Origin of the sequence: Agarivorans gilvus, from assembly GCF_001420915.1 — a bacterium.
In the GTDB taxonomy this organism is placed as follows: domain Bacteria; phylum Pseudomonadota; class Gammaproteobacteria; order Enterobacterales; family Celerinatantimonadaceae; genus Agarivorans; species Agarivorans gilvus.
Genome location: NZ_CP013021.1, coordinates 3,982,900 through 4,004,199 on the forward strand (window position 1 = coordinate 3,982,900; position 21,300 = coordinate 4,004,199).

Genomic DNA, 21,300 nt, shown 5'->3' on the forward strand with positions numbered 1-21,300 from the left:
TTAAGCGATGAAAACTTAAGTATTAAGCCTTAACCGTGTACTGATTGCATTGTTAAGGCTTTTCTTTTTTTAGTGGAGGCCGAGCATGCGCTCTGTGTCGACAGTACATATTGCCGTTAACGTAATGCGTGCGCGGCTGACCTTGATTAGTTTTAACATTGCCATTGTATCGTTTCAGTTGTCGCAGCGCTTTAACATGGCAGGGGGCATAGACATCCCCGGTTTTAACCATCCTTTGCATTTTCGAGTTAGCATGGCCTTGCTGTTGGCCTTAGCCTTGAGCTTACTGGCGGTGGTGGCGTTTATTAGTTCATCGGCCTTAGATGAGGTGGGGGCGTGTGACCACTGGTCATTCATTTTGGGTGACTTGTTTATGTACCTTGCCTTGGCTAATACCGTTACTGGTTTTTTCTCGCCATTGAATGACAGCCTTAACCTAGTGGTTCAACAAATACCCGCACAAGCCTCACAAGCAGAGTTACTGCGTAAAGCGGTATTCTATTTAGGCAGTGTGGCTTGGTTGGCGGCCATTTATCTGGGGCCGCTAGTGAGCCTGCTACGTTCACCATTTTCTAAGCGGCTAAATTTGCGCATGGCGCTGCTCTATGTGGGCTTGTTGCTAGTGATGTTCTGGCTCAATTATCAGGTGGAATTGTTTGAGCTTAGTAATAGCGGGTCTGCGTCATTGCTATTACCGCGTTTTGTTTTTGAGTTTTTTCAACCCTTAGTCTGGTAGGCAACCGCACTATAAGTGCGCTATAGCAGGCGCACTGCCGCTGGTGGGTTTAGCTAAGTCTTTGTCTTAACTATTAGTTCGTGGACCATTTTATGCTGCAAAGCCCGCTATTTTCGTTGTTTTATTAGTCTGCTGTTTCCGCGCTGGTAGTGACTTTTTGCCTAAAAATCGGGCACTTAGCCTGAGTATTCTAAGGTTAGGCTATTTCAATGTATTAGCACCACAGTTAGAATGAGACGTTGTTTTCTGTTGTGGATGAAATTTAGTGAAGCAGTCTCACCCCAAAACGGCGAACTCACCAGCATCACCTCGCGTGGCGGTTGTTGGTGGGGAATAGCAGGCTCTGCTGCTGCCCTAAAGTTAGCCGAGCTTGGTGTTCAGGTTAGCTTGTTTGAAGCTGGCCCTAGCTTAGTTAATGGGCCTCCGGCCTGTCACTTACATGCGGGGGGCAATCTGTATCGTGAGATTTCTGATCAGCAGTGCCTAAAGCTGTTAGAGCAATCCATCCATACGCTGCGGGTATTTCCTCATGCACTAAATCGCCGCCCCACAGTGATTGCTGTACCCAATAATGACCCCGGCGACCCCAACGCCTTGTTGCCGCGTTTGCAAAAGCTGCAAGCTCACTATGCCGAGCTGGTGGCTCTGCACCCCAATAACCAGCAACTTGGCCCAGTTGAGGACTACTACCGTTTATATTCGCGTGAAGACTTACAAGCCTTGGCGGAATTAGCGATACCCGACACCCCACAAAGCTTAGATGATTGGATGATCCCAGTGGCGAAACAACTGGATCTGGCTGCCTTTAAGTTTCCCTTTGTGCAAGTGCAGGAATACGGCTTAAGCTTGTTGCGCATTGCCGCAACCGTGAGTTTGGCTACCCAGCGCTTAGCCCAATGCCAAGTGCTTACCAATACCAAGGTGACCCATATTGAGCAAGTGGGAGGCTCCAGCCCTCGTTGGCGGGTGGATTACCAAAGCGAGCAGGGTGAGCAGAGCATCGAGGTAGATTATCTGATTAATGCCTGTGGCTATCGTAGTGGGCGACTCGACGACATGGCCAAGTTGACTCGCCATCGCATGGTGGAATTTAAAGCCGCCTATTTGGCCAAGTGGCCTAGCCAACAAGGGCGCTGGCCCGAGTTAGTTGTGCATGGCCAACGTGGAACGCCCAATGGTATGGCCCAGCTTACACCCTATCCCGATGGCATTTTTCAGCTGCATGGCATGACCGATACTATCACCTTGTTTAAAGGTGGCTTGGTGAAATCCAGTGACAATAGTGCTCAGCCGGAGCTGAGCCCTTGTTAAGTCGTAAATTAACCCAAGGTTGGCGACCAGAAGAGATAGCAGAGCGAACGAGTGAAGCGGTAAAACATATGGCGCGTTATTTACCCAGTTTTAGTGATGCCTGCGTGGCGGGGCGGCCCTTGTTTGGTGCCCAGCAAATTCCTGGGGATGATCCAAGCCTACGTGCCGCTAGTGTGTCGTTTGATAAGGCCCACTATGCTCGTACCGAGATTGTTAAGTTCTCCTCGGCGCTACATGCCGCAGAGCAGATTATTGATAATATTCGTCAGCAGGGTTTGTTGCTAGGCAAGCCAGAGGGCTCGGCCATGACCGAGTTACGTTGCACTCAGGGGCTGAGTTACCAGCAGGTCTTGGACTTGGCTGAGCAGCTAGCCGAGCAGCGTAACTATCCGCTGGCTTTGGCCCGTTAGGCATTAATTGGGTTGCAGAGGCTAGCGTGGCTAGCCTCTGTTTTATCAGCAGCTATTGGCTTATTTGCTTTTAAATAGCTTTTTAAGGAAGGCGCCAACTCCTGCTAAAAGGATGATGCCGAACTTTTTCAAGAATAAAAAAGCGGCGGCTAAAAAGCCGGTTTTAGCTACCGCCTTACCCGCCACCAAAGCACCTAAACCATAGGCGGCTACCTTGTCGATGCTAGGGTCAAACTCTTCATAACGAGAGTCTTTTTGAAACTCAGCCATGGCTACTACGGTGTTTAATTGCGAGTCAATCAGCTGTTTTTGATCCATGCCTGCGATGAAATTCAATACTAGAACACCCTTTCTACCGAGTACTCGAATGTTGTAGTTGAGGGTATTGGTTTCCGAGTCCCCAAATTTAATTTCTTTGGCCCAATGTAGTTTGTGAGCGGCCTTGTCGTAGTATGGTGGCGCAGCCCAGCCTACTAACTCAATAGCTTCGTAGCCTTGCTCCATTCGCTGTTCGCTAGCGTCGGCGGTATCTTGCTTCATTTGCGAGAGCAAGTCGCCATAATCGATGTCATCGGCATCTTCATCAGACACATACCCGTCTTCTTCATACTCGATGGTCACGCCCCAAGAGTCATCATCAAAGGGAGTGCTTTCTGCGGGAAATAACATGCCTAAAGTATCTAAACCCGAGCCCGGGGATTTCCCCATACCTCCACCAATACCTTCTCGGTATCAATTGCATCTAAATAGTAGAAACTATCTGGTACGGTGAGTTTGGCGATACCATTTTGCAGCTCAATTTCGCCGCTTTTTCTATCTAATGAATCCCAGATTTGTTGCATCTCGATGATGTATTGTTCTTGTTCTGGGCTTAATTGTGATTCTTCAGCAAAGGTGCTGGGCGCAAAAAGCATCGCCATACACAGCAGCAGCTTTCCTATTATGTTCATTGTTTTTTCCTTGTATAGAGACTAGGTAGAGCTTAACGGATCCCTTCGTTATCCTAGTTATTTGAGATGAGTTAGCGCGCTGGCTTAGCTGTAAGCGCGCAGCTCAAGCTTACCTGAAACAGTACAATAGAAGTGCTTCTTTATTCACAAAAATATTAATATTTTCTAATGCTTGGACAAGTAAATACAGAATGAGGCGCCAGCAAATAGCTAAGCTGATTGCCATTGGATGATTTCTCAACCTTATGGGCTGGCTGCTTAGAACAGAGCACTATCGTAATATTTTTAGTGTCAGCCTTTGGGCTAAGGGCGAAGTAAAGAAAGAAATGAGCGCGGCCGCTGGCCAAGCCATTGCAAATGCATGCCCCATAAACTGATGAAGCCTATGGCTGCGCCTAAGTTGATGTAAGTTATCCACAAAGTCATCAAAGATGACAAAAAGAAAGACATGATAAGCGTAAATACTATGCGTTGTTTCATCGTTTAATTCCTGAACTTGTTTGAGCTTATGCAGGAGACTATAGTTGCGCTTATAAATGATTTAAATAGGCTTATATGGTTCTTTAAAACCCATATATGGTTTTATATGCATGATAACATCTCACTTTTTATTGCTGTTGTTCAAGCGGGTAGTTTCAAAGCCGCCAGTAAATTGTTACATATTCCGGCGTCCACCATTGGCAGGCGGATTAAACAACTAGAGACAGAGTTTGGCTGTAAGCTATTAAGCAGAAATAGCCATACCTTTGACATGACACGGGAGGGGCGAAAGCTTTACCAAAGCGCCGGTTTTCATATTAACGCCTTAGATTCCATTGCGAATGAGCTAAGACAAGATATTGCCGGCGAGGTCGGTCTAATCAAACTATTAGCGCCCACTAACTTAATGGCGAGTCACCTGCAAAAAATACTGGCTCAGTTCTTAATCGCTCACCCGAATATTCAATTAGAGCTGGAGCTGAGCAATACATTAGCACGCTTTCATGCCACCAACGCCGATTTGGCTATACGAGTGGGTAGGCAAGCCGATTCAGATTTAACTCAATACAAATTGGGAACGATTCAGACCTTTCTGGTGGCTAGCCCTAGCTACCTGCAGTCTTCCACTGCGCTGGTGGAGCCAAAGGCGCTAGAGCAACATCAGCTTATTGTGGTTTCCCCGCTGCCTAGTTGGCTCCTATTTGACAACTTAGACTCTTCCGTTCAATTCACCTTTAAGCCAGCAACGCAGCGGGTGTTAGTTAACGACTTAAACGTGGCGAAACAGTTTGCGGTAGACGGACTGGGGATTGCTCTACTACCGCAAACTGAAGTCAAACAAGAACTGCTTTCAGGAGATCTAGTTCGTGCCTTGCCCGATTGGCATGGCGTTGAGCGTGATGTTTATGCGGTGTGGTATCGGCGACAGCTGTTGAGTACTCGAGCTGCTAAGCTGATTGATTATTTGCAAAGCCATGCAAATTTTTAAGGTAATAGTTAAAGGCATGCTAACTGGCTCGGTGCTGTTAAGCCTCTATAAGGGCATTTAGCGATATGACAGGCGAGCCAGTTTAGCCGTATTGCACTAGTTAATACTTTCTAAGACCAAGGCGAATTTTTCTGGAATGTAAGCGCGCTCTTTTAGGTTATAGACACTGGTTAAGGAACAATTGGCCTTCATGGCAAATACCGAAGGTGGGATGCCTTTTTTACGTAGTACTTTCCAAAATTGTTTTCCATTAAGCGTGCTCATCTGTTTACCCTCAATGCTGATTTCATAGTGTTTAAGTTAGAGCTGGCCTCATGCCGCCCCTGTTAATGCGCGCTATTAAACGTGAGTTTTATGACAGCTTAATGACGAAATGATGGGGCGTTTAAGGTGGTGCAGAAAGATCCTTGATAAATCTGTTAGGCTGGGTGATGAACCAGTTCTATAGACTGGTAAAATCTCTACCTCTGTTCTCGTCGCAATGACGTACTCATTTGAAATTTAATAATTTTTCCATGGTTTTCCATTTTAAATACGATTCTTGTACGGGTGATGTTGACCTTAGCTCTCCACACTATTTCAGCCATATTTTTAGTATTTTTTTACAAGAGTTGATTTTTTTGTTTACTTACACCTTGTTGGTAAAGATAATGATAATAATTATCATGTAGATTGTGAAAAGGATGACCATGCGCTTATTAAGCACCCTGATAGGATCAACCCTGCTGCTGGCCAACGTTGCCTCTGCAGCAGTAAACCAACAGCAAGTCGTAGCTCATTATGCAGAGCTAGCCCACGCGGTATACAGTGACTCTTTAAGTTCTGCGCAAACCTTACAACAAGCTAGCCAACAATTGATTGAGCACCCTTCGGCAGAAAACCTCGCAGCAGCGAAACAAGCTTGGAAAGAAGCGCGTCGTTTTTACCAGCAAAGTGAAGTATTCCGCTTTGGTAATCCAATTGTCGACGAATGGGAAGGGCAGCTAAATGCTTGGCCTTTAGACGAGGGGTTGATCGATTACGTTGCGGCTGATTACCAATATGAATTGGGTAACCCCGGTGCCACTGCCAATATTATTGCGAATACCAGCCTAAAAGTGGGTGAGCAAAGCATCGACTTGAGCAAAATTACTCCTGAGCTGCTGGCTTCATTAAATGAATTAGCGGGTTCAGAGGCGAACGTAGCTACCGGTTATCATGCGGTAGAGTTTTTACTATGGGGCCAAGACCTACACGGTAGCCAAGCAGGTGCGGGCGAGCGCCCTTATACCGATTACCTGCAAGGTAGTGGCTGTACCAATGGCCACTGTGAGCGTCGCGCCGAGTACTTAGCCGCGGTAACTCAGTTGTTAGTGGATGATTTAAGCTACATGAGTCAGCAATGGCAGCAAGGTGGTGAGTATCAAAGCCAGTTAGTGTCTGAGCCTAGCGAACAAGCACTGCGTCGCATGATGTTTGGTATGGGCAGCCTTTCTTTGGGTGAGTTAGCCGGTGAGCGCATGAAGGTGGCCTTAGAAGCTAACTCCACCGAAGATGAACATGACTGCTTTAGCGACAATACCCATAACTCGCATTTCTATAATAACCAAGGTATTAGCAATGTTTACTTTGGCAGCTTCGAGCGTCTTGATGGCTCTACCTTAAGTGGCCCAAGCTTGGCCGACTTAGTGGCCCAGCAAGATCCACAAATAGCCAAAACCAATAAAATGAAGTTTGACGACTCTATGGCTGAAACCGCCAAATTGGTGGTAAGTGCCGAGCAAAATGGGGTGTACTTCGACCAATTAATTGCGGCCGACAATGTTCAGGGGCATGAGTTGATTAACGGTGCGATCCTCGCTCTCGTTGAGCAAACTCGAGCTATTGAACAGACTGCGCAAGTATTAGGCATTGAAAACTTGAATCCTGATACTGCCGACCATGAATTTTAAATATTCGTAAGTTTAAATAATCAAGGGAGCTTAGGCTCCCTTGCTGCGTTTTTGTAACAACAAGCAGGCATGGAGAGAACGCTTGAATAATAACAGCATGTGGCTTATTGGCTTGGTACTAGCAGCGATAAGCAGCACTTTGAGTGCCAACCCTAATAAACCTGGTGGCGATACCACCACCAGTCGAACTGATGAAAATGCCTTTTCCTTACCCGCGGCCAATTTAGATTTTGACGGGCGCTTAAATTTTAGTACCGGCAATAGTTTTTTCCGCAACCCTTGGGTGGTGGCGCCTGCTACTACGGTAGCGCGAGATGGCCTTGGCCCCTTGTTTAATACCAATGGCTGTCAAAACTGCCACTTAAAAGATGGTCGTGGTCATCCCGCCTTGCAGGGCGATGACAATGCGGTTTCGATGTTAGTGCGCATTAGCATTCCTGCGCTAACAGAGCAGCAAAAGGCGATACAAGCCAAGCAAGGGGTGCTGCCAGAGCCCAACTATGGTGGGCAAATTCAAGACCAAGCAATACCTGGCGTGGCCCCCGAAGCGCGAGTGCGTTTTAGCTATAAAGACAAGCCGTTTCGTTTTGCCGACGGCAGCCAAGTGATGCTGCGAGCGCCAAGCTTGATCGTAGACCAGCTGGCTTACGGCCCAATGCATCCCGATACGCTGTTTTCTGCGCGTATCGCCCAGCCGATGATTGGCCTTGGTTTGCTGGAAAGCATCAGTGCGCAAGACATTTTAGCGAACCAAGATCCTCAAGATAGCAATGGCGATGGTATTCGTGGCATTGCCAACCGCGTGTGGGATGAGCAACAGCAAGCCTTTAGCTTGGGGCGCTTTGGCTGGAAGGCCGGACAACCCAGTTTGATGCAGCAAAATGCTGCTGCCTTTAATGGGGATATTGGCATTACCAGTTTATTGTTTAGCCAAGATCACTGCACCCACAAGCAAAGCGCTTGCCGTGAAGCTACCTCGGGAGTGGATCCCGACGGCTCAGAAGTGAGCAATAAATTACTTGGCTTTGTGGAGTTTTATACGCGCCATTTAGCGGTGCCTAAGCGACGTAATGTGGATGATCCGCTGGTGCAGCAAGGCGATAAGTTATTTAGTGAGCTTAATTGTGATGGTTGCCATCAACGTCATTTTGTGACCGCCAAACGGCCTAATCTTCCGGCGCTGAGTGAGCAGAAAATCTATCCCTATACCGACCTGCTATTACACGATATGGGCCCAGAATTGGCCGATGGGCGGCCGGAGTATTTAGCCAGCGGCCAGCATTGGCGCACTCCGCCTCTATGGGGCTTAGGTTTAACTGAGGTGGTGAATGGCCATACTCAGTATTTACACGACGGCCGCGCACGTAACGTAACAGAAGCGATTCTATGGCATGGCGGCGAAGCCGAAGCGGCAAAACAAGGCTTTGCCCAGCTCAGTGAGGCGCAGCGTAAAGCGCTAGTGGCTTTTGTTAATTCATTGTAGGAGTGGTCGATGAAAAAAAACTTAATTATAGGCTGTGTGGTCGCGGGCTGGTGGTTTAGCAGTAGCGCCGCAGCCAACCAGCAAGAGACTTGGTTAAGCGGCGAGCGCCAGACGATTGCGGCGGCGGCCAATCAGCTATTGGCTAAGGCGCAGTCTTACCAGCAGCAGTTAAATGATTATTGCGCTAAGCCTGAGCCGCAAGGCTTGGCGAAAACTCAACAAGCTTGGCAGCAAAACTACCAGGCTTATTTACCGCTGCAGGCCACCGCCTTAGGGCCATTGGTGGATTTAAAATTGAACTGGGCACTGAGTTATTGGCCAGATAAAAAAGATACCGCAGGGCGTAAGGTAAAAGCGGCCTTAGCCAGCGAAGCTAAAGCCCTAAGCCGTACTCATAGTAATCTGCGCAGCCAAGCTTATTTGTTATTTGAAACGCTGAGGGGTGAACAACGTTGTGCATTGCTGCCGCAAACGCTGGAGTTTTATTTGGCCAGTGTTGAGCAAGTGCAGCAGGGTTTGAGCTTGCCCGCGTTAGAGCAACTTGAGCATGCCCAGCAGTTGAGTGACTTCTTGAATAGCTACCGTTTGCAAGCCAGCCAAATGCTACGCAAGTTGCGGGCAATGTATTCTGCTAAGCATCAGCGCTTGCGCCCTTATCAAGGTGAAGCTTGGCGGGCTAATCTGAGTATGGCTTTACTACGCCAGCAGTTGAGCCTATTGCAGGCGCGTTATCACGCCTACCTACAACCCTATTTGGCATCGGTTGATGGCAAATTAGCCGAGGCGCTAGCGGCCCAGTTTGTTGCCGCTGGCCAGCAACTACCACAGCAAGAACCCAGTGCAACAGACGCGAACTTAGCCGCCTGGCAAGAGGCCGAGCAAGCCTTAGTGGCGCTGGATGCGTTATTTGTTCATCAAGTGCCACAAGCGCTGAATATTGAATTGGGCTTCAACAATAACGATGGTGACTAAAATGCAGCGCCGACAGTTTTTAAAGGGAATGGGGCTACTGGGGCTAGGCGCTAGCAGTTTTAGTATCAGCCGCCTCGCTACGGCCTTGGGCTCTGAGCAAGCGCTGACAGAGGATTATTTGTTGATTGCCTGTGCTAAACAGGAGCTGCAGCACTACCTAGCTGCAGCCAATGCGCAAGGGGAAGTGGTTTATCGCTTGCCTTTACCGGCGCGTGGTCACGACGTAGCCTTGGCTAAACCCGAGCAGCAGCTTGGGATCTGTGTAGCGCGTCGTCCCGGTGATTTTGCTCAGTTGTTTAATCCGTTTAATGGTGAGGCGCTGGCGCAGCTTAATCCGCCTGACAATATGCACTTATACGGCCACGCCTGTTTCAGTGAAGATGCCCAGCGCGTTTACCTCACCGCTGGCTCGATGCAAAGCAGTCAAGGTTCGATATTAGTGTATCAGCACCGGCAACAGCAATGGCAACTAGCCGAGCAATGGCCGTTAGCTGGGCTTGGCCCGCATCAGTTGTTATTGCTGCCGGGAGAGCGCTTAGTCGTGGCGGTGGGCGGTATTCATACTCGAGGGCGCGAAAAGCTTAATTTAGATAGCATGCAACCGGCCTTGGTGTATTTGCATAGCGAAACCGGGCAGCACTTGCTGACTCGTAAACTAAACAATTCTAAGTTAAGTATTCGCCACCTAGCCTATTCGCCGCAAAGTGATAGCGTGTGGATGGCTTGTCAGGGGCAAGCTCCCCAGCAACAGCCGGAATCACTGATCTACTCTCAACAGGGGCAGGGCGAGTGTGTGGCTTTAGATCCCCATGCCGACTATTGGCCGATGTTTGAACAATACATCGGCAGTATTATCTGTCATCAGGGGCAGGTCATGGCTAGCTCGCCACGTGCTGGCAAGTTAGCCGCGTGGTCTGAGCAGCAGGGCGAGCTTGAGCAACTGATGCAATATGCTGATGTCTGTGGTTTGGCACAAACTGCCGATGCTTGGCATGCCTCTACTGGTCAAGGTTTGTTGATCCATCAGGCCAACAAATTAAGCCGCCAGCGCACAGCCTTGCAGTGGGACAACCACATGGCGCTGCTGAGCTTGAGTTAAGTGGATTTGACCATTCAGCCCCGCAGAGAAGCGGGCTGAAGGGTCTGCGTTTAAAGCTGACTAGCCTTGTTGTTCTGCCAATATTTGCGTCAGCGCTGCTACCACCAAGTTATGGTCGCTCTCTTGCGGCAGTCCAGAAACCGTGACCGCACCAATTTGCCCGCAGCCTTGTAGCCGCAGCGGAAAAGAGCCCCCATGGGCGCAGTACTCGCGTGCATCAATATGGGCTTGAGCTTCAAAGTCACGCTGCTGCGCGGCGTTATACAGCCCCAAATAATAAGAGCTATGGCCAAAGCGCATTACCGCTTGGCGCTTACGACGGATCCACTCTAGATTATCTTTACTGGTGCCGGGCATGGCGTAGCTAAACAGCACTTGTTCAAAGGCATACACTTCAATGCTGACTGCTGCGGCTAAATCTTCAACCGCTTGTTTTAGGGCGCAGCCCAATTGCCAGGCGGTTTGATTATTAAAGTGCAGCAGTTGTAGATGCTGCTCTTGGGCTAATACCTCTTGTAAGGCGCTCTGAGTCATGTTGTTTCCTCTATGCTTGTTTAAGGCTTAGGGTTTGACCCAAACGACTACTTTCCATCGCCAGCTTGATTAACTTAATGCTCCATAGCGCATCTTCTGCCGCCACCGGTACTGGGGCATTGTGGCGAATTGCCTGAGCCATTTGCTGAAAATACTGTTGATAACAGCCGCGTTCGCTAGCAATGCGCTGTGGTTGCTCTTCTTGATACAGATAGCCATAAAGCTCGGCAGGCTCTGCACCCCAGTCGGGATGATCTGGGCCTAGCCCTGCGGCAAGCTGCGGCTCTTGTGGGTCAAGATGGCTTTTTTCATAGCTCCCAGCGCTGCCTTTCACAATATAGCGGCGATTGGGGCCTGCGCTGTAGAGATCGGCATGTAGGCAGGCCAAATGTTTGGGGTAATGCAGTATCAGATTAAAGTAGTCGACATTGTTAGAACCCTCGCGCATGGTTTCACATTGGGCGGTGATAGCCTCAGGAAGCCCAAATAGTTGTAGGGTTTGGTCAATCAGGTGCGGGCCTAAGTCAAACAGAATGCCGCCGCCCACACTGGCTTGTTCGCGCCAGCGCTGACGCACTTCTGGGCGGAAACGGTCAAAGTGAGATTCGAAGTGTTTTATCTCGCCTAGGCGCTGTTGCTCAATCAGCTTCTTCAAGGTAAGAAAGTCACCATCCCAACGACGGTTTTGGTAAACGCTAAGCTGCAGCTGCTGCTGTTTTGCTAGGGCAATAAGGGCCTCTCCTTCGGCCACTTCGGTAACGAAAGGTTTTTCTAGAATAACGTGTTTATGGTTTTCTAGTGCCAGTTTAGCCAAGTCGAAATGCACATCGTTGGGGCGGTAATGATCACCAATTCGGCATCGCAATTTTTAATTAGCTCGTTGGCCGATACATAGTGGTCTATTTCAGGCCAATCTTGCTTAACTTGCTCGCTTTGGCTAGTGCTAATCGCAGACAGTTCAAACTCGGCTAGGGCCTTAATAAAGGGAAGATGAAAAGTTTTAGCCGAAAGGCCATAGCCGATAACGGCGGTTTTAATGGGAGTTGTAGTCATAATTCCTCTCTATGCTGGCGGGGCAGGGTAATAAGCCGTAGTTTTTAGCAAAATCAAACGGTTGGTTAAGTTTAGCTGGGGTGGCACTAGGCATGTCTAACTCACAAAGCTTACTATCGCTTAACAAACCTTGAGCCAAGCTGACAAATATGCATAAATGCTTACCGAGTTGCAAGTGTTTGTGAGGTGCTTTACGTAGATTTACGCGATTTGGCTGCTGAAGTTCGCTGCTTAGTGAGCGGAACTTTTAATCTGGCAAGTGATGATCCTAATGCTTTAATGCGCTGCTGGACGCTTTGTGTGGGAGTTTTACTCGCTTGAATTTGGGCTTGGAGAGTGATGTCTCAAGGCTGAGTATTCGACACTTCGTTTAGTTTTGTTTTGATTAAGTGTTTTTAAGTGAATGGAAGTGTTTGTGCTGGCATAATCGGTTACACTGGCATGATTGATACAGAAGGAGCGGCTAAATGACCCAAGAAGAACGTCTGATTGCACTGGAAGCGCAGATTAAACAGCAAGGCAAGGTGACAATTGACGAGATTTGTCGCGATTATCAAATCTCTTATGATTCCGCCAGACGGGATCTGGTTAAGCTGTCTTCTCGTCCCGGTATTTTGCGGATCCGCGGCGGCGCGATTCTTGATGAAAAAATTGTTAGCCTTCCCTATAGCCAAAGAGCCGAAGCCGATCCTATTAAGCAAAAGCTAGCCGCCTTTGGCGCGAGTTTAGTGAATCCCCAGGATGTGCTGTTTATCGATGCGGGCACTACCTGTGCTTCTTTGGCCTATTTCCTTGATAAGGCCTGCACGGTGATTACCAATTCTTTGGAATGTTTGAATGCCCTAAGTGATAAAGCAGAGGTAAAAAAATGCGTATTAGGAGGCAGTTTCGATGATTTCTCTCACACCATTTTGGGTGAAATGACCATTGCCCAAATTAAAAAGTATCAAGTCAATAAGGCCTTTATCGGAGTGAGCGCGCTATCTGAGTCGGGCATTAGCACCGATTTAGAAACCGATGCCAATCTTAAATTGGCCATGGCCAAACAAGCTAAACAGGTGATTTGTATTGCCGATGCCAGCAAGTTTAATACCCAGCTGATGTATCAGTCTTGTGCTTGGTCAGATATCGATTTTGTTATAAGTAATCAGCGCCCACCAGAAAATATTCAAAAACAAATTGAGGCACATGGGGTTGAGCTGATCATCTGTCCAACATAGCGTAGCGTTGTTAGGGTTTTGCCATATTTAGCCAAGTCATTAGCTGTAATTTTTACTCTTAGTTGGCTAACCGTTTAAGCATTTTACCTCGCCATAGTTCGGTATTGTGATATCAAGCGAGCCGAGCTCACCGCATTTGGTTTGCTTTGGTCTAGGCTAATAAAAAGAGTGTTTGGTTAATCATGCCTCGCTTATCATTGTTACTGGGTTTGTTCTCCCAAATTTGCAAAGGGACGCTATGTATAAAAAATACTTGTTCATGTTCCTTGTTGTAGGCTTAAGCATGCTATCTGCTGTTGCTAAGCCGGTCTCTATCTCTACGCCTTATTATACTGACCTGACCAATGAGCAGTTAACTGGTCCCTATCAAATCATCTTGCGCGAGGCCGCTAGACGCTCTGGCCTTAGATATGCGGAGTCATTTTATCCAGAAAAGCGTGCCCTGCGTTTATTTATGATAGGAATGTATGACTGCACCTATGGCTATAGCGATGAGATGAAGCGACGTTTTGGTGAGGACAATATTTTATTGAGTTTTCCCTTCGGGCTTATTAAAGAATACATGTTTACAAAAAAAGGGACCCAGGCTTTAACTTCCATAGAGCAACTAAGGGGGAAATCGGTGGGGGCGACCTTAGGCACCGAGAGATGGCATAAACACTTAACCGACTTAGGGATCCAAGTGAGATATGTAGTTAAGGATATTAATAGTATAAGAATGTTAGAAGATGGCCGAATTGATGTCTTTTTAGGCTTTCTTCCCGATCTCACCAAGTATATAGATCGTCTAAGTTACTCTCCTCAACATCCCATTGTAGTGGCATAGTGAATTTGGCCACCTGATTAGAGGTGATAGACTCACCTCAGAGACAAAACAGGTGAACTAATGACAAAACCAAGAAGACCTAACTTTAGCCCCGAATTTCGCCTAGAAGCTGCCCAGCTTGTTGTAGACCAAAATTACAGCGTTCGTGAGGCCGCTGAAGCCATGGGCGTGGGTAACTCAACGATGGATAAATGGGTGCGACAACTTCGCTCAGAGCGCCGTGGTGAATCACCTAAGGCGACACCCATGACGGATGAGCAACGCCGTATTCGTGAGCTAGAAAAGCAGGTCAAACGCCTTGAAATGGAAAAAGACATTTTAAAAAAGGCTTCCGCTCTCTTGATGTCGGACGAGCTGAAAGGTTTGCGTTAATTCATCGGCTTCAAGAGAGCTTTCCCGCTAATCATTTATGTCAGCTATTCAGTGTTCATCGAAGTAGTTACAAATATTGGCGTGATGAAGCGGTCGGCGAAACACCGAATCGCATTGTGCTTAAAGAGAAAGTTCGAGAAGCATTTGAAGTGAGTGAAGGTTCTGCGGGAGCTCGCACTATTGCAGCAATGGTTACGCAAACAGGTACACCCTTAAGCCGTTATGTCGCTAGCAACTTGATGCGTGAACTTGCGTTGTTTAGCTGCCAACAACCAAAGCATCGCTATAAACGAGCGACACACGAGCATCCTGTTGCACCCAATGTTCTTGCTCGCCAGTTTACGGTGGATGCGCCTAACCAAGTTTGGTGTGGTGATATCACGTATGTCTGGACTGGGAATCGTTGGGCTTATTTAGCGGTTGTACTGGATTTATATGCAAGGAAACCTGTTGGTTGGGCAATGTCTTTGAGCCCTGACAGTAAACTTATTAGCAAGGCGCTGATGATGGCTTATGAACTGAGAGGTAAGCCTCAAGGACTAATGTTTCACTCAGACCAAGGCAGCCAATATACGAGTGTTAAATATCGACAGTTGCTATGGCGATATCAAATCAAACAGAGCATGAGTCGCCGTGGTAATTGTTGGGATAATGCGCCGATGGAGCGTTTCTTTAGAAGTTTGAAGACAGAATGGATGCCAGAGCTAGGCTACCGAACTTTTTTAGAAGCCAAGCACGCCATAACGGATTATATCGTAGGGTATTTCAGCCAAGTCAGGCCACATCAGCACAACAAGATGTTGCCACCGAATCAGGCTGAAGAGTTGTACTGGAAAAACTATAAAACCGTGGCCAGTTTTACTTGACCACTACACATCCAGAGCAGTGTTGATTTACTTTCCTGTCACAAAACTGCACAGACAAAAGCATTTGTGGAAAAAATTTCCGAGAGTCTGCAGCAAATGAAAGAAGACGGCAGCATGGCTTCGATGTTGGGCTCGTATTATCTAGAGGATTAGTCTGGATTAAGCTGTAAAGGACTCGTTGCTTGCCAACTAATAAAGAAGCCCTTGCGGGCTTCTTTCGATAGTGGGGCTAGCGGCTGTGGTGCTGTTCGTTGGTATGGGGGTTTATATAACTGTGGCTGCCGCGTATATCTTCGGCGTAGTGAGCCGATTGACCCAGCTCTTCAAAAATCTCTTTTAAGGCTAGCTGTTGTTTGCTGCTGCTTTGTTCAAAACGTATATGCAGTAGTTTTTTACCCTCATGATCGTTGCTTTGATCCACCACATTGCCGCTTAAGTCGACATGTTTGTTTTTACCTTTGAATAAATAATCTAGCGCTAGTTTCACGCTCTGCTGAATATTAATACCATGCTGAGTCGGTACCGTGAGTTTTACCCCGCCCAAACTGACATCTTTGGTTAAACCCTGAAAGCTTATTTGTCCTTGCTTAATGGTGTATTTTAATCCTGTAGGCATCCGTGGATGAGTGCGTTTCTCATCGGATTTTTTAGTCGGCGCCTTCACCTGAGTTTCAATCGAGAAGCGCTGTAATAGGTCGGTAATATTGCTAGAGACTTGGGCTAATTGACCGGCCACCAAGGCTGAGGTTTCTGACTTGTTATGGCTGTCTTCGATAATTTCTTGCAACTCGATTTGGGTTTGTTTGAGTATTTCTAACTGTTGGTTTTGGTGCTCGACTTGTTCGTCGATATTTTGTTGAGCTTGAGCCACTTGTTGAATGTTTTCGGTGACTTGCAGTATGCCTTGTTCGGTTTGCTGAGAGGTTTCACGGCTTTGTTCTACCTTGCTGGTGACCTCGGCCATACTGGTGACTACCAGTTGTACCCCTTCGGTGAGCTGAGTAATAAGCTTGGCAATTTCGTCGGTAGAGTTGCCGGTGCGGGCGGCGAGGCTGCGTACCTCGTCGGCCACTACTGCAAAACCTCGGCCTTGCTCGCCGGCACGGGCGGCCTCAATCGCGGCATTTAATGCCAGCAAGTTGGTTTGTTCGGAAATGGCGCGGATCGCATCAACAATGCCATAAACCTGCTCGGCAGTATTGCTTAAGTCTTGAATAAAGCGGCTGGCTTTTTGGGTTTCTTCCGAGGTGGTACTCATCATCGAAATATTTTCGCCCACTAGAGTAGAAGCATGGGTTGATAGCGAGTTACATTCGGTCACCATGCTTAAGGTTTGAGCAGCTATTTCACTGAGTCTGGCGGTGGATTCCTCAAGGCTTTGTGAGTTCTCATACATATTACTGAAGCGCTGCTGCTCGTTGCGATTAGCTTGACTGATTTGAGTTGATAACTCTGAAACTTGGGTAGACGACAAATTGATACTGCTAGACGCCACACGAATTTCGCTAAATGCTTCTTGCAAAGATTGGCGCATTAATTCGATGTGGTGGGCCAACATACCCACTTCATTCTTGCTGATAATGTTGTTTAGCTCGGGCAGGGCTTTGAGATCACCGCGGCTAATTTTACGGCTGGTTGCTACTAGTAGATTAATGGGTTGAGTCGTGTCTCTAATTACCAACCACGCCATTAATGAGGCCAGCAATACCATAATCACAGCCAAGCCTATACTGTTATTGACTAAGCTATACAGTTTTTGCTCGGAATAGCCTGCATAAATGCCGACTGCCTTATTCATTGCCGCCATGCTTTTATGATTACTTTCTAAAAAAGCTGTGGCGTTGGCCGTGCTGGGGGTTTGGCGTAGGTTTTTCGCGGCTTGCAACTGCTGTTGCCATAGTTGTTCTACCGTGCGAAGCTGTTCAATAAAGGGTTGGAAACTTGGGGCTGGCAGATTAATTGCGTTGTTCATGCCTAAGTCGGCGTAGGTTTTTCCACCTCTTATTAGAGCATTAAGTGAAGTTTCGTACAGGGCGACGGTTTTATCGGCGCTGAGTATGCCGGGTAAGTCTTGGCCTTGTTGCTGGCTGCGAAATAGTTCTTCTGCAGAGAATTTCTTAGTTAACATTCGCTGGCGACCAGCAATATTGACGATTTGCGCATCGGCGTTATTTTGCTGGAGAGAGGTGGTCACCAAAAGCACTTCGCCCATCATGGCTAAAGCCAGTAATAAGGGTAAAATAAACAGCTTTTTACGAATAGAAATAGATTTAAACATGCTTGCCATCCCTGCAATTTAATAACCTCATCAGTATAGAACATGTTATTGATATTACTAATATGTTGCTGGCAGGTTGCGGCGTACAAAAACACAGCAGAGCGCTGGGGCATGCCCCAGCAGAATTTAGGTCTAAACGGCTTGGCGGGGGCGTCTTAACCAAGCTAGTGAAGGACGCCCTTTAGTGAAGACCAAAAGATTGCCTAACAATACCGTGACTACTCCTAATAAACCTAAGTTACTCCACTGATAGCCTTCAAAAATGGTGGACAGCGCCAAAGCAACAATAGGAAACAGTACCGTAGCGTAGGCTGCTTTTTGTGGTCCTAAACGCCCCACTAATACTAGGTAGAAACTAAAACCCAGCACCGAGCCGATAATAGCTAAATAGAATAAGCTGCCCAGATACAGTGCTTGCAGGCTAAAGCTGAAACCTTGCCCCGAGACCAGACTCCATAACAACAGTAGCAAAGCTCCGTAAGCCATGCCGTAAGCATTTACCGACAATACCGACAGCCCTTGTTGTTGTTGCTTAGCCGAGAGTATGTTGCCCAAGGAAAAGCAGTAAGTTCCTGCCAGTGCCATCAGTAGCCCTAGTATTTGTTCGCTGAAGTGCTCTGCTTGGCTAAGATCTGGGTAGAACAGCATGATAATGCCTCCTATGCCTAAACAGCCGCCGCAGAGTAGCCGTAAGCTGGGACGTTGGCCATGAAATAGCCAGCTATTGAGCATGTTCATGATGGTGGCAATAGAAAATACAATCGAAATTAACCCGCTGGGTATGTACTGGGCGGCGTGATAAAACAGCATGAAGTTACAGCTAAACAGGCATAAGCCTAATAACAGGCAACTCAGGTGCTGCTGCGGATTAAATTTTTGCAGGCGGCCGCTTAAGGCTAGTACGCTGACTAAAATCAGCGCGGCAATGGCAAAGCGATACATGATGGAGTTGGCGATGGGCACATCGCCGATTTGGTAGGCGATTGCCAACCAGGTGGTTCCCCAAATAAATACTGTTGCGGGATAAAGTACAGCTGTCATGCCGCCTCCTTGTGAACGCAATAAGTTGAGCTCGCAGTATCGCAGTTTAGTCTGCACAACTATTTCAATTTCTTGCACAGCTTAGCGCCGTTTTATAGATTATTGCGCTTTTTCGCAAAGCTGGCTTTTAGTTGAGATAAGAGCCAGCTTTGGCGGTTTTCTTAGCGGCTTGCGAGTCGCGCTGCGGTCAGTTTGCTGGAGTCGTTTGGCTGAGGCGGATGAGCGCAGTTTTGCGGCTAAGAGGGCTGCATATCCTTAGTGAGTTTTAAGCGATGCTTGCCACGGGTGGCCTTGGTTTCTAGGTAGTAGTGGTTATCTTGTTTGCGATACACCCCAGTACTTTGCATTTCGGTGACTTTAATCCCGTGTTGCTCTAGGGCGGCTTGTTTACGTGGATTATTGCTTAATAGCTTTAGCTGGGATACGCCCATAGCTTTAAGCATTTGTGCTGCTTCGGCAAAGTCTCGTAGGTCGTCGTCAAAGCCTAATTGGTTGTTAGCCGAATAGGTGTCGATGCCTTTAATTTGCAGTTGGTAGGCGTCTAATTTGTTGTATAAACCAATGCCTCGCCCTTCTTGGCGCATATAGAGAATGATACCGCCTTGCTCGGCCATTTTTTCAATGGCCTCGTTAAGCTGCTCGCCGCAGTCACAACGAGAAGAACCAAAAACATCACCTGTTAGGCATTCGGAATGGATCCGTACTAAGGGCGTGTCTTGTAGGCTGTCGGCTTGCTTGAATACCAAGGCAACATGTTCTTTGTCGGTTTTTAGATCGGTGAAGGAGAGCATTTCAGCAGGAATATCGCTACGTCGGCCTACCTGAAACGGTACCCGAGTACGAATTTGACTGATTTTAGCTGGTTGATTCATTAATGCGCTCCATTACTACGGCTTAGGCGAGGCAGAAGTGTATAAATTCATTATACCAAATGCAAAGCATTCCTAATTGCAAAAGCCTCGAGCTACTTAGAAAGCTGTGTCGACATTGAAATAGAAACCTGTCTCATCTTTACCAAAACCTAAATTCAAGCGTAAGTTGACTCGGGTTTTTACTTCTAGGCGATAGCCCACACCCGCGTTGGGGAGGATTTGTTCGGCTTTAAACTAACTTAATTCAGGCGCTATTGCGGCAGCGCCCAACCAAAATAGCATGCCGTGACGTTTGGGCAGATCCCAACGGTATTCCACCTGGCTAAGCAGGCTATGTATGTCGCTAAAGCGGCCTTAATATTGTCAAGCCAGCACACTGTTACGTGGGCCAAGGGGCTGATAGTGACGATAATTAACACTAAGCGTTTGAAAATGGGTATTGCTGCCGTAAAAAGGGCGAAACAAATCAGTATCTATTTGTACTAGTTGTCCGCTATAGGGGCTAAGGGTGTCCTGCGGATCAACCTAGTATAAACCTATCGCCGATATGCCCAAACCCAAGGACATTTCTGGATTATAAAAAGGCCCCGGCAATATACTGAAGTCGATGCTTTTACTGCTGTCGTAACCGCCGTCGGCACCCAGTTTGTCGAGTAGCTTATCTAACCAAGAGGCTTCGCCTGTTTCACTGGCTGCTGGGGTATTCGCGTAACTCAGCGCTGCACTTAGCATTAAACTGAGTGCTAAGCCGATGATTTTCTTCATAGATATTCCGTTCCTTGGCTATAGGCTAGTTTAGTTTATTCACAGCAATACTAAAAAGGCTTTTAGATTCAACACTTAAAATCAAACGCGCGATTCTAGGGAAGCTCAACATAAAGGCAAGTAATTACTGCTATTTTTTGTATTTGGTTTTTCTGATACTCGCGATTATGATGAAACCCACGGGATTGATGTTGCGCGCTAAAGGAGGAAATGCGATGAAGCCGTTAGAACCATTGCTTTTTCAGCAAGCGCACGTCTTTGAACGTTTGAATCAAGCGCGCGCCACTCTCGATGGCTTGGTCAGTTTGAGCTCTGAACTGGGTTTTGCCCGTTGGTCTAACAAGGATGATCGCACCGCTTATCAACGCCCTGAGCATCATACTTTAAGTGTTTATCTCTCTGGGGGCTATCAAACTAAACGCCAACTTGGCAGCCAGCTAATCGACGGCGGCGCGCCCGGTAAAATCTGTTTAATGCCGGCGGGACATGAATCGCAATGGCAAGTAGATGGTGAGCTAGCCTTTGTCCATTTGTATTTTTCCGAGCAGAGCCTGCGTGATGAAATAGAGCGGGTATGGGACAAAGACGCCCGTGACTTAAGCTTACAAGAACTCACTTTTGCCGACGACCCCGCCATTAGCAGCCTAGTACAGCAGTGGCTGCTAAGCTTGAATTGGTCGGATAAGGCTGACTTTTTAGCTCTACAGCAGGTGGGGCAGTTACTGCTTAACCACATTGCCAAGCAGTATAGCTCTCGCCCGCTAGCGCCCTTGGAACTAAAAAGCGGCTTAGCGCCGTTTCAACTGCAGCGCTGTAAGGACTATATAGAAGCACATTTGGCACAGAACATTAGCTTGCAAGATTTGGCGGCGCTGGTGGGTTTAAGCGAATATCACTTTGCCCGCATGTTTAAGCATAGCTGTGGGCTTAGCCCGCACCGTTATGTGAGTGAGCGGCGGGTGGCATTGGCTAAGCGTTTATTGCAACTGGCCGATTTAAGCTTGTCTGAGATAGCCTATCAGTCGGGCTTTTCTTCGCAGGCACATTTCAGTGCCCGCTTTAAACAACTCACCGGCTATAGCCCCAAAGCCTACCGTGAGGCCTTGGCTTAGC

General features: G+C 47.6%; 22 protein-coding genes and 1 pseudogene. 12 read left to right on the plus strand and 11 right to left on the minus strand.

Features of this window, described 5'->3' with window-relative positions; all coding sequences use genetic code 11:
• The first annotated feature begins 85 nt into the window (after positions 1–85).
• The 3 genes from AR383_RS18955 (at position 86) to AR383_RS22605 (ending at position 2,457) form a co-directional block, all read left to right on the plus strand.
• On the plus strand, positions 86–736 hold the full coding sequence (locus tag AR383_RS18955; RefSeq protein WP_055734542.1) for a hypothetical protein: 651 nt from the start codon (positions 86–88) through the stop codon (positions 734–736).
• A 231-nt stretch (positions 737–967) separates the two neighbouring features.
• The gene (locus AR383_RS18960; RefSeq protein ID WP_335338363.1) at positions 968–2,047 is read left to right on the plus strand and encodes an FAD-dependent oxidoreductase; all 1,080 of its coding nucleotides are present in this window, start codon (positions 968–970) and stop codon (positions 2,045–2,047) included.
• Complete coding sequence (locus tag AR383_RS22605; RefSeq protein WP_335338364.1) at positions 2,041–2,457, plus strand: hypothetical protein; 417 nt, start codon at positions 2,041–2,043, stop codon at positions 2,455–2,457. Before AR383_RS18960 ends, AR383_RS22605 begins: the two co-directional genes overlap by 7 nt.
• Positions 2,458–2,517: 60 nt before the next feature.
• On the opposite strand, the gene AR383_RS18965 is transcribed toward AR383_RS22605, so the two are convergent.
• The 3 genes from AR383_RS18965 to AR383_RS22380 form a co-directional block, all read right to left on the minus strand.
• A complete protein-coding gene (locus AR383_RS18965; protein ID WP_250636637.1) occupies positions 2,518–3,165 on the minus strand; it encodes a DUF2167 domain-containing protein in 648 nt (215 codons plus the stop codon).
• Entirely contained in the window at positions 3,138–3,407 is a 270-nt protein-coding gene (locus tag AR383_RS22370; RefSeq protein ID WP_250636638.1) for a DUF2167 domain-containing protein, read from the minus strand. Before AR383_RS22370 ends, AR383_RS18965 begins: the two co-directional genes overlap by 28 nt.
• Before the next feature lie 303 nt (positions 3,408–3,710).
• Positions 3,711–3,887: a DUF2798 domain-containing protein gene (locus AR383_RS22380; RefSeq protein WP_250636639.1), complete on the minus strand. Its 177-nt coding sequence runs from the start codon at positions 3,885–3,887 to the stop codon at positions 3,711–3,713.
• Between the two features lie 106 nt (positions 3,888–3,993).
• Here AR383_RS22380 and AR383_RS18975 point away from each other — a divergent pair, with 106 nt between their 5' ends.
• On the plus strand, positions 3,994–4,875 hold the full coding sequence (locus AR383_RS18975; protein WP_055734543.1) for a LysR family transcriptional regulator: 882 nt from the start codon (positions 3,994–3,996) through the stop codon (positions 4,873–4,875).
• Positions 4,876–4,971: 96 nt separating this feature from the next.
• On the opposite strand, the gene AR383_RS21635 is transcribed toward AR383_RS18975, so the two are convergent.
• Positions 4,972–5,139 carry a hypothetical protein gene (locus tag AR383_RS21635; protein WP_157051796.1) on the minus strand — a complete coding sequence of 56 codons (168 nt, stop codon included), beginning with the start codon at positions 5,137–5,139 and terminating at the stop codon, positions 4,972–4,974.
• Between the two features lie 425 nt (positions 5,140–5,564).
• On the opposite strand from AR383_RS21635, the gene AR383_RS18980 reads away from it, so the two are divergent.
• The 4 genes from AR383_RS18980 to AR383_RS18995 all read left to right on the plus strand — a co-directional run bounded on the left by AR383_RS18980 (position 5,565) and on the right by AR383_RS18995 (position 10,360).
• Complete coding sequence (locus tag AR383_RS18980; protein ID WP_055734544.1) at positions 5,565–6,806, plus strand: imelysin family protein; 1,242 nt, start codon at positions 5,565–5,567, stop codon at positions 6,804–6,806.
• Positions 6,807–6,888: 82 nt separating this feature from the next.
• Positions 6,889–8,289: a di-heme oxidoreductase family protein gene (locus tag AR383_RS18985; RefSeq protein WP_229711271.1), complete on the plus strand. Its 1,401-nt coding sequence runs from the start codon at positions 6,889–6,891 to the stop codon at positions 8,287–8,289.
• Positions 8,290–8,298: 9 nt separating this feature from the next.
• On the plus strand, positions 8,299–9,261 hold the full coding sequence (locus AR383_RS18990; protein WP_055734546.1) for an imelysin family protein: 963 nt from the start codon (positions 8,299–8,301) through the stop codon (positions 9,259–9,261).
• A gap of 1 nt (position 9,262) precedes the next feature.
• Complete coding sequence (locus AR383_RS18995; RefSeq protein ID WP_055734547.1) at positions 9,263–10,360, plus strand: DUF1513 domain-containing protein; 1,098 nt, start codon at positions 9,263–9,265, stop codon at positions 10,358–10,360.
• 60 nt (positions 10,361–10,420) lie between these two features.
• On the opposite strand, the gene AR383_RS19000 is transcribed toward AR383_RS18995, so the two are convergent.
• The 3 genes and pseudogenes from AR383_RS19000 to AR383_RS22275 form a co-directional block, all read right to left on the minus strand.
• On the minus strand, positions 10,421–10,894 hold the full coding sequence (locus tag AR383_RS19000; RefSeq protein WP_055734548.1) for a heme-degrading domain-containing protein: 474 nt from the start codon (positions 10,892–10,894) through the stop codon (positions 10,421–10,423).
• A 10-nt stretch (positions 10,895–10,904) separates the two neighbouring features.
• The gene (locus AR383_RS19005) at positions 10,905–11,645 is read right to left on the minus strand and encodes a Gfo/Idh/MocA family oxidoreductase (RefSeq protein ID WP_417858493.1); all 741 of its coding nucleotides are present in this window, start codon (positions 11,643–11,645) and stop codon (positions 10,905–10,907) included.
• Positions 11,643–11,947 (minus strand): annotated as a pseudogene (locus AR383_RS22275) (Gfo/Idh/MocA family oxidoreductase); the annotation flags it as partial. The pseudogene AR383_RS22275 and the gene AR383_RS19005, both read right to left, overlap by 3 nt.
• A 467-nt stretch (positions 11,948–12,414) precedes the next feature.
• On the opposite strand from AR383_RS22275, the gene AR383_RS19015 reads away from it, so the two are divergent.
• The 3 genes from AR383_RS19015 (at position 12,415) to AR383_RS19030 (ending at position 15,231) form a co-directional block, all read left to right on the plus strand.
• On the plus strand, positions 12,415–13,167 hold the full coding sequence (locus tag AR383_RS19015) for a DeoR/GlpR family DNA-binding transcription regulator (RefSeq protein WP_055734550.1): 753 nt from the start codon (positions 12,415–12,417) through the stop codon (positions 13,165–13,167).
• Between the two features lie 238 nt (positions 13,168–13,405).
• Positions 13,406–13,993, plus strand: a complete 588-nt coding sequence (locus tag AR383_RS19020; RefSeq protein WP_157051797.1) for a substrate-binding periplasmic protein — start codon at positions 13,406–13,408, stop codon at positions 13,991–13,993.
• Positions 13,994–14,053: 60 nt separating this feature from the next.
• Positions 14,054–15,231 (plus strand): IS3 family transposase gene (locus tag AR383_RS19030; RefSeq protein ID WP_157051634.1). Its coding sequence is split into 2 segments (ribosomal slippage): positions 14,054–14,324 and positions 14,324–15,231, totalling 1,179 coding nucleotides; the frame shifts between segments, so codons are not numbered across the junction.
• A 229-nt stretch (positions 15,232–15,460) separates the two neighbouring features.
• Here the strand turns inward: AR383_RS19030 and AR383_RS19035 are convergent.
• The 4 genes from AR383_RS19035 to AR383_RS19055 all read right to left on the minus strand — a co-directional run bounded on the left by AR383_RS19035 (position 15,461) and on the right by AR383_RS19055 (position 20,187).
• Positions 15,461–17,509, minus strand: a complete 2,049-nt coding sequence (locus AR383_RS19035; protein WP_055734552.1) for a methyl-accepting chemotaxis protein — start codon at positions 17,507–17,509, stop codon at positions 15,461–15,463.
• Between the two features lie 132 nt (positions 17,510–17,641).
• On the minus strand, positions 17,642–18,550 hold the full coding sequence (locus AR383_RS19040) for a DMT family transporter (RefSeq protein ID WP_055734553.1): 909 nt from the start codon (positions 18,548–18,550) through the stop codon (positions 17,642–17,644).
• Positions 18,551–18,786: 236 nt separating this feature from the next.
• Entirely contained in the window at positions 18,787–19,404 is a 618-nt protein-coding gene (locus AR383_RS19045) for a GTP cyclohydrolase II (RefSeq protein WP_198150264.1), read from the minus strand.
• A gap of 543 nt (positions 19,405–19,947) precedes the next feature.
• Positions 19,948–20,187 (minus strand): hypothetical protein, encoded by a 240-nt coding sequence (locus AR383_RS19055; protein ID WP_055734556.1) that lies wholly within the window; start codon positions 20,185–20,187, stop codon positions 19,948–19,950.
• 215 nt (positions 20,188–20,402) lie between these two features.
• Here AR383_RS19055 and AR383_RS19060 point away from each other — a divergent pair, with 215 nt between their 5' ends.
• Positions 20,403–21,299: a helix-turn-helix domain-containing protein gene (locus AR383_RS19060; protein ID WP_055734557.1), complete on the plus strand. Its 897-nt coding sequence runs from the start codon at positions 20,403–20,405 to the stop codon at positions 21,297–21,299.
• Position 21,300: the final 1 nt, after the last annotated feature.